8 protein-coding genes and 1 rRNA gene are annotated in these 7,888 nt (G+C 31.4%); all 9 read left to right on the forward strand.

Annotated features, from left to right (window positions below):
• The first annotated feature begins 306 nt into the window (after positions 1 to 306).
• Positions 307 to 1,281 (forward strand): biotin--[acetyl-CoA-carboxylase] ligase, encoded by a 975-nt coding sequence (locus tag Tmeso_RS15420; RefSeq protein WP_099192804.1) that lies wholly within the window; start codon positions 307 to 309, stop codon positions 1,279 to 1,281.
• Positions 1,274 to 2,227, forward strand: a complete 954-nt coding sequence (locus Tmeso_RS15425; protein ID WP_099192806.1) for a P1 family peptidase — start codon at positions 1,274 to 1,276, stop codon at positions 2,225 to 2,227. The genes Tmeso_RS15420 and Tmeso_RS15425 overlap by 8 nt, the downstream gene beginning before the upstream one ends.
• A 305-nt stretch (positions 2,228 to 2,532) precedes the next feature.
• A complete protein-coding gene (locus Tmeso_RS15430) occupies positions 2,533 to 3,114 on the forward strand; it encodes an ECF transporter S component (RefSeq protein ID WP_330400376.1) in 582 nt (193 codons plus the stop codon).
• A gap of 16 nt (positions 3,115 to 3,130) precedes the next feature.
• On the forward strand, positions 3,131 to 3,901 hold the full coding sequence (locus tag Tmeso_RS15435; protein ID WP_099192808.1) for a type III pantothenate kinase: 771 nt from the start codon (positions 3,131 to 3,133) through the stop codon (positions 3,899 to 3,901).
• 79 nt (positions 3,902 to 3,980) lie between these two features.
• The gene (gene dusB, locus Tmeso_RS15440; protein WP_099192809.1) at positions 3,981 to 4,949 is read left to right on the forward strand and encodes a tRNA dihydrouridine synthase DusB; all 969 of its coding nucleotides are present in this window, start codon (positions 3,981 to 3,983) and stop codon (positions 4,947 to 4,949) included.
• Positions 4,950 to 5,099: 150 nt separating this feature from the next.
• The gene (greA, locus tag Tmeso_RS15445; RefSeq protein WP_099192810.1) at positions 5,100 to 5,579 is read left to right on the forward strand and encodes a transcription elongation factor GreA; all 480 of its coding nucleotides are present in this window, start codon (positions 5,100 to 5,102) and stop codon (positions 5,577 to 5,579) included.
• A gap of 16 nt (positions 5,580 to 5,595) precedes the next feature.
• A complete protein-coding gene (gene lysS, locus Tmeso_RS15450) occupies positions 5,596 to 7,092 on the forward strand; it encodes a lysine--tRNA ligase (protein ID WP_099192812.1) in 1,497 nt (498 codons plus the stop codon).
• 183 nt (positions 7,093 to 7,275) lie between these two features.
• Entirely contained in the window at positions 7,276 to 7,458 is a 183-nt protein-coding gene (locus Tmeso_RS15455; RefSeq protein ID WP_099192814.1) for a hypothetical protein, read from the forward strand.
• A 215-nt stretch (positions 7,459 to 7,673) separates the two neighbouring features.
• Positions 7,674 to 7,888, forward strand: a 16S ribosomal RNA gene (locus Tmeso_RS15460); the annotation flags it as partial.

Raw genomic sequence — 7,888 nt, forward strand, 5'->3', positions numbered from 1 at the left:
TTAATATTTACAATGCTGCAATAAAAGGTGAACCTATTAATAAAATTTTTGAAACTCTGAAAATTGCATAGGAATTCCGTTAGCTATGTAACTGTAAAAAATTTCAAGCAAAACTGCACTATTATAGTTTTCTATAAAAATATACAGTATAATATAAAAGTGCCTAAATCTAAATTTGAGTATGTAGATAAGATATTAAAATCTAATATTAGTTCGTAAAACAAAATCAAAGTCTTTTAGGGTCTTTCTAAACACAGTTTCTTTTGATATAGTTTTGCTATACGACTAAATGGAAAGAGGGATTACATGAGAAGTGAGATAATCAAAATCCTATTAGAAAATAAAGATGAGTTTGTATCTGGAGAATATATATCTGAAAAACTAGGGATAACAAGAAGTGCTGTAAGCAAGCATATAAAAAATATAAAGAATCAAGGCTACAATATAGAGTCTATAACTAAAAAAGGGCATAAGATAATTGGATGTCCTGATTTGTTAAGTACTGCTGTTATAGAACATGATCTAAATACAAAATTTATAGGTAAAGAGGTTATACATTTTGATACTATAGGATCAACTAATGATTATGCTAAGAAATCAGCTACAGATTTTATTGATGGAACGATTGTTGTTTCAGAAGAGCAGACAAGTGGAAGAGGAAGAAGAGGTAAAGAATGGCATTCTATTAAGGGAGATGGTATATGGGTAAGTATTATACTAAAGCCAGATATATATCCACATAATGCTCCTTTTATAACTCAAATAGCAGGAGCGAGTATTGTTAAAGCTCTTGGGAATCTCAAAATAGACGCGTCTATAAAGTGGCCAAATGATATTATAGTAAATAATAAGAAGGTAAGTGGAATATTAACGGAACTTGGGGCAGAGATAGATAAAATAAATTATATAGTAGTAGGTATTGGTATGAATGTTAAAACTATAGATTTTCCTGATGAGATACAGAGTGTAGCAACTTCTATACTTAAAGAAGGCTATAGTGTTAAAAGAATAGATATATTAAAGAATATATTAGAAGAGTTTGAAAAATTATATTTAAATTATATACAAGAAAATGATAAGTCTAATTGTATAATGATATGCAAAGAAAGATCTGCTATATTGGGAAAGAATATATATATAATAAATGGTGATAAAAGAAGAAAGGTAAAGTGTATAGATATAAATGAAGAAGGTAATCTTGTAATAATAAACGAGAATAATGATATTGAAGAACTAATATCTGGAGAGGTATCTATAAGAGGAGAACACAATTATGTATAACAATATATTGGACATAGATGGAATAAGAATAGGTCAAGTTGAAGATTTAAAGGGAATTACAGGTTGTACTGTGATTATATCTGAAAAAGGCGCTTGTTGCGGTGTTGATGTTAGAGGTTCAGCACCTGGGACTAGGGAAACTGATCTTTTAAATCCTATAAACATGGTAGATAAGGTGCATTCTATAGTATTGTCTGGAGGATCTGCATTTGGACTTGAGTCTACTTGTGGAGTAGTTAAATATTTAGAAGAAAATGATATTGGGTTTGATGTAGGAGTGACTAAGGTACCTATAGTAGTCGGGGCTGTATTGTTTGATCTTCATGTGGGGGATCATACTATAAGACCTGATTATAATATGGGATATAGAGCTTGTGAAGTGGCTTCAAGTACTGAGTTAAAACAGGGGAATTATGGTGCTGGTTGTGGAGCTACTATTGGTAAGTTTAAAGGAATCGATTATGCAACAAAAGGTGGAATAGGAAGTCATTCTATAAAGCTTGATAATGGATTGGTTGTAAGCGCTATAATTGCTGTTAATCCATTTGGAGATGTATATGAAGGAGGCAGCATAATTGCAGGTTGTTTGGACTATGATAAGAAAAACTTTGCAAATACTGTGGAACTTATGAAGTCTGGGGTTAATTCAAAAGACTTTTCTATGAAAAACACTACTATAGGAGCTGTTATTACTAATGCTAAGTTTAATAAGGCTGAATGTAGTAAATTGGCTCAAATGTCTCACAATGGATATGCTAAGGCTATATCACCTATACATACTATGTATGATGGAGATACTATATTCGCCATGGCAACAGGAGAAATACAAGCGGATATAAACCTAGTTGGAACGTTAGCAGCTCAAGTAGTAGAACAAAGTATAATAAATGCAGTAAAAAATGCAGAATCAATAAAAGGCATTCCGGCATATAAGGATTTAAAGTGAAACTTAATTCAGATGGAGTTTTTACTTCATCTGAATTTCTAGCTGCGTAAGTGCCCTGTGGGTAAACTAATCCAGAAGCTGTTAAGTTCTTATCCCCAGCATTAAGATGGTGGAGTCTTAGAACTTTTAGCTTTCGGGTAAAACTTAAATAATTAAAAATTTTCGGTTGAAACTTGTATACAATATTGATAAAATTAAATAGCTATGGCTGACATCCAAATAGGAGTCTGACCGTATTAATATAAATTCGAAAAAATTTTAAAAAAGTCTGGCATCTATATGAGCCAGAACCGGAGGTGTAGAAATTGATTGCTACAAAAAGTTTATCAACAAGAAAAATGACAGTTATAGGAATGCTGGGAGCCGTTTCTATAGTATTAGGTATGACACCATTAGGATTTATCCCTATAGGACCTACTAAGGCTACTATAATGCACATACCAGTAATTATTGCAGCTATGATTGAAGGTCCTTTGGTTGGAGCTATTGTAGGTCTTATATTCGGTATATTTAGTATGATACAGAGTATAACAAGCCCAACTGTAGTATCATTTGTATTTTGGAATCCGTTAGTATCTGTAGTTCCAAGAATATTGATTGGTATAGTATCTTATTACTCTTATGCATCAATTAGGAAAATAATAAAAAACGATACATTGGCAGTCGCGTTTACTGGTGCTATAGGAACATTAACTAATACAGTTGGAGTTCTTTGTATGATTTATTTACTTTATGGAGTTAGATTTGTTGAGGCTATAGGACAAGATATAAGTTCAGTAGGTAAGATAATCATGGGAATAGGAATAACTAATGGTATACCAGAAATGATAGTTGCTATTTTAATAGTAACAGGTGTAATGAGAGGACTTAAGCTCATATCAAAATAGAAAGAAGGTAAATAATATGCTACTTGTATTTGATGTAGGAAATACAAATACAGTATTAGGAGTTTATGAGGGGAAAAAATTAAAGCATCATTGGAGAATAAGCACAGATAAAAATAAAACTTCTGATGAATATGGGATGCTTATAGATAGTTTATTTAAATATGAAAATATTAAATTTGATAATATAAAAGACGTTATAATATCGTCTGTGGTACCTAATGTTATGTATGCATTAGAAAAATTTTCGAAAGATTATTGTAAAAAAGAACCTTTAGTAGTAGGGCCAGGAGTAAAGACTGGTATAAATATCAAATACGATAATCCTAAGCAAGTAGGAGCGGATAGAATAGTAAATGCTGTTGCAGGATATGAAAAATACAAAACAGCTCTTATATTGGTTGACTTTGGAACTGCTACAACATTTTGCGCAGTCTCTGATAAAGGAGAATATTTAGGCGGAACTATATCTCCTGGAATAAATATATCTAGTGAAGCTTTATTCCAAAAAGCATCAAAGCTTCCTAGAGTAGAGCTTACAAAACCGGGAATGTCTATATGTAAAACTACTGTTGAAGCTATGCAATCAGGTATAATATATGGATATGCAGGGCTTGTAGACAATATAGTTAAAATGATGAAATCAGAACTTAAAAGTGATAATGTAAAGGTAGTTGCAACGGGAGGGTTATCTACGCTTATAGCGTCAGAATCTCAGAGTATAGATTGTGTAGATAAGTTTTTAACACTAGAAGGTCTTAGAATAATATACGATAGAAATAAAGAATAGATATAATTGAATTGGGTCAAAAGCCCAATTCTTTTTGTCTATAAGGAAATAATAACAAATTGCAGATGAAGGTGATTTTATGAAAATTGGAAATGTAAATATAGATAATAAAGTTTTTTTGGCCCCTATGGCTGGAGTTACAGATCTTCCATTTAGACTTTTGTGTAAGGAAATGGATTGTGGGTTATTATACACGGAGATGATAAATGCTAAAGCTCTTTGCTATGATGATGATAATACAAAATTTATGCTTAAAATAAGTCCTAAAGAGCACCCTGTTAATGTTCAAATATTTGGCTCAGAAGTTGAGTACATGGGAAAGGCTGCATATATATTAAATGAATATCCAAATGAAATACTTGATATAAATATGGGTTGTCCTGCTCCTAAAATTGTTAAAAATGGAGATGGATCAGCTCTTATGAAAAAGCCAGAACTTGCATTACAGATATTAAAAGAAGTAGTTAGAAATTCTCAAAAGCCCGTTACAGTTAAGATAAGAAAAGGATGGGATGAAGATAGTATTAATGCTACTGAAATAGCAAAAATAGCAGAGGCTGCAGGTGTTAGTGCTATAGCCATTCATGGAAGAACAAGAGAAGAGTTCTATTCAGGAAAGGCAGATTGGGATATAATAAAGGATGTAAAAGAATCTGTTATTATACCTGTAATAGGGAATGGGGATATATTTGAAGCCCAAGATGCTGTTGATATGATAAATAAGACAAATTGTGATGCTGTAATGATAGGAAGAGGATCGCAGGGAAATCCGTGGATATTTAAAAGGGTTTCACATTATATGAAAACAGGTGAATTACTTCCTGAACCTACTAAGCAGGATAAATTAACTACAGCTATTAGACATTTGGATATGTCAATAGAGTTAAAAGGCGAGTATGTAGGAATAAGAGAAATGAGAAAACATTTGGGGTGGTATTTGAAAGGCCTTAAGGGATCAGCTAAAGTCAGAGATGAAATAAATAGACTTGAAAGTTATGATAAAGTTAAAGACAAATTAACGTCTTATTTAGAAGAGTCCTTGACATAGCAAAAATAGTAATTTATAATATTTCGCAAATGCTAAAATAATATTCAATTTAAATCAAACAGTATTTAACATAAAAGAGAGATTTACTAAATAACTAAATTTAAAATAAATCGGATTTTATAAATCTGAATAAAAAGGAGATGTGGGGAAATGGATACTAATAAAGAAGTGTTATTAACTAAAGAGGGTTATAAAAAGATAGAAGATGAATTAGAGTTTTTAAAGGCAGTAAGAAGAAGAGAAGTGGCGGAAAGAATCAAGGTAGCTATATCTTTTGGAGATATATCTGAAAACTCAGAGTACGATGAAGCCAAAAATGAGCAAGCTCAACTTGAAGAGAGAATATTAAAACTTGAAAATATGGTTAGAAAAGCTGTAATCATAGATGAAAGCAAAATAGATTTGAGCATAGTAACTATAGGTTCTGTAGTTAAAGTTAAGGATATCGATTTTGATGAAGTGGTAGAATATACTATAGTAGGTTCAGCAGAAGCAGATCCATATGAATTCAAAATTTCTAATGAGTCTCCTGTTGGAAGAGCTCTTTTAGAAAAAAAAGTAGGAGATACAGTAGATGTTCAGGTTCCTGATGGAATAGCTAAGTTCGAAATTCTAGAAATAAAAAGATAATATGGAGGTAAATTAAATGACTGAAGAATTAAATTTAAATGAGATGCTCAAAATAAGAAGAGAAAAATTATCAAAACTTCAAGAGATGAATAAAAATCCTTTTAAAGTAGAAAAATACGACTTAACTCATCATAGTATTGACATAAAAGATAACTTTGAAGAAATGGAAGGAAAAGAAGTTTCAATAGCAGGTCGTTTAATGAGTAAAAGAGTTCAAGGGAAAGCATCTTTTATTGATATACAAGATCAAGACGGAAGAATCCAATGTTATGTAAGAAAAGATAGAATAGGCGAAGAAGATTATGACTTATTTGTAACTTATGATATAGGAGACATAGTTGGAATAAAAGGTGAAGTCTTCAAAACTAAAAAAGAAGAAATATCTGTAAAGGCAAATGAAGTGAAGCTTTTAAGCAAATCTCTTCAAATACTTCCAGAAAAATTCCACGGCCTTAAGGACCCTGATTTAAGATATAGACAAAGATATGTAGATTTAATAGTTAATCCTGAAGTTAAGAAAGCTTTCTTAATAAGAAATAAGGCTACAAAAGCTATCAAAGAATATTTAGATAATAGAGGATACTTAGAGGTTGATACACCAATACTTAACACTATAGCTGGGGGAGCATCTGCTAAACCATTTATAACTCATCACAATACTTTAGACATAGATATGTACTTAAGAATAGCTAATGAACTGTACTTAAAAAGATTGATAGTAGGTGGATTTGAAAAAGTATATGAAATGGGTAGAATGTTTAGAAATGAAGGAATGTCTATAAAGCACAATCCTGAGTATACTTGTATAGAATTATACGAAGCATATGCTGATTATAAAGACATGATGGAAATGACTGAACATATAGTTGCATATGCTGCTCAGAAGGCTCTAGGTACTACTAAGGTTAACTATCAAGGAACTGAGATAGATTTTACTCCGCCATGGAATAGAATGACTATGCAAGAAGCAGTAAAGAAGTACGCTGGAGTTGATTTTGATGAAATCAAAACAAATGAAGAAGCTGTAAAAGTAGCAAAAGAAAAAGGAATAGAAATAAAACCAGAAATGACTAGAGGACATGTCATAAATGATTTATTTGAAGAATATGCAGAGAAGCACTTAATTCAACCTACATTTATAACTCATCATCCAGTTGAAGTATCTCCTCTTGCTAAACGTAATCCGGAAGATCCATCTATAACAAATAGATTCGAAGCGTTTGTAAACACTTGGGAAATAGCTAATGCATTCTCTGAACTTAATGACCCTATTGATCAAAGAGGAAGATTTATGGATCAATTAAGACAAAGAGAATTAGGAGATGATGAAGCGCATATGCTAGATGAAGACTTCTTAAATGCATTAGAAGTAGGTCTTCCTCCTACAGGTGGATTAGGAATAGGAATAGATAGAGTTATGATGATTTTAACTAACTCAAGTTCTATAAGAGATGTAATACTATTCCCGACTATGAAACCAATAGTAGATAAATCAGATAATATAGAAGAATAGGCATATATACACTCCCAGACTCTAATAAAGTCTGGGACTTTTTTATCAAATGAAACAAATGATGCAAAATGTTGAAATTTGAAGGTGAATTAATAGAGGAAAGTATGATATTATATAGAATGTAATATAGAATGTGAAAATTTAGATTAAACAATATGGATATATATGAAAAGAGGGAGTGAGATGTTAATAAATTGGATATGTTTAATATGTATAGTATCTCTTGTAACCCAAGTAATGATGTTTCTTTATTTCAATGCTTTATCTGATATAAAAACAAATAAAGTAGTAAAAAGAAAAAGAAGAGAATCTTACAAAGACCAATATTCTAAAACATCGAATTATACTGATAAAATAGCTAAATAAATAAAAAATCAAAAAAATATATATAAAAGTGTTGACGAAATGTTTTAAAGGTGATATATTATTATTTGTCCTCAACAACGAGGCAAACACGAAACACACGAAAGAAATAAATGAACTTTGAAAATTAAACAGTAGGTTATAAATAAATCACAACAGTGATTTTCGGAATAAACAAACAAAAAGTCAGTTTACTGAGTACTGACAAACTTTAAATTTTATTTAAGAGTTTGATCCTGGCTCAGGATGAACGCTGGCGGCGTGCCTAACACATGCAAGTCGAGCGGAGATTAAAAAGCTTGCTTTTTAATCTTAGCGGCGGACGGGTGAGTAACGCGTGGGTAACCTGCCCTATACACACGGATAACATATCGAAAGATATGCTAATACGAGATAATACATTTTTAAGGCATCTTAAAAATGTCAAAGATTT

The organism is Tepidibacter mesophilus, from assembly GCF_002724055.1.
GTDB classification, from domain to species: Bacteria; Bacillota; Clostridia; order Peptostreptococcales; family Peptostreptococcaceae; genus Tepidibacter_A; species Tepidibacter_A mesophilus.

Excerpts from the sequence above, each read along its gene's own strand:
- Tmeso_RS15420 (WP_099192804.1), top strand. The coding sequence starts at position 307 with ATGAGAAGTGAGATAATCAAAATCCTATTAGAAAATAAAGATGAGTTT.
- Tmeso_RS15425 (WP_099192806.1), top strand. The coding sequence starts at position 1,274 with ATGTATAACAATATATTGGACATAGATGGAATAAGAATAGGTCAAGTT.
- Tmeso_RS15435 (WP_099192808.1), top strand. The coding sequence starts at position 3,131 with ATGCTACTTGTATTTGATGTAGGAAATACAAATACAGTATTAGGAGTT.
- dusB (WP_099192809.1), top strand. The coding sequence starts at position 3,981 with ATGAAAATTGGAAATGTAAATATAGATAATAAAGTTTTTTTGGCCCCT.
- greA (WP_099192810.1), top strand. The coding sequence starts at position 5,100 with ATGGATACTAATAAAGAAGTGTTATTAACTAAAGAGGGTTATAAAAAG.
- lysS (WP_099192812.1), top strand. The coding sequence starts at position 5,596 with ATGACTGAAGAATTAAATTTAAATGAGATGCTCAAAATAAGAAGAGAA.
- Tmeso_RS15455 (WP_099192814.1), top strand. The coding sequence starts at position 7,276 with ATGTTAATAAATTGGATATGTTTAATATGTATAGTATCTCTTGTAACC.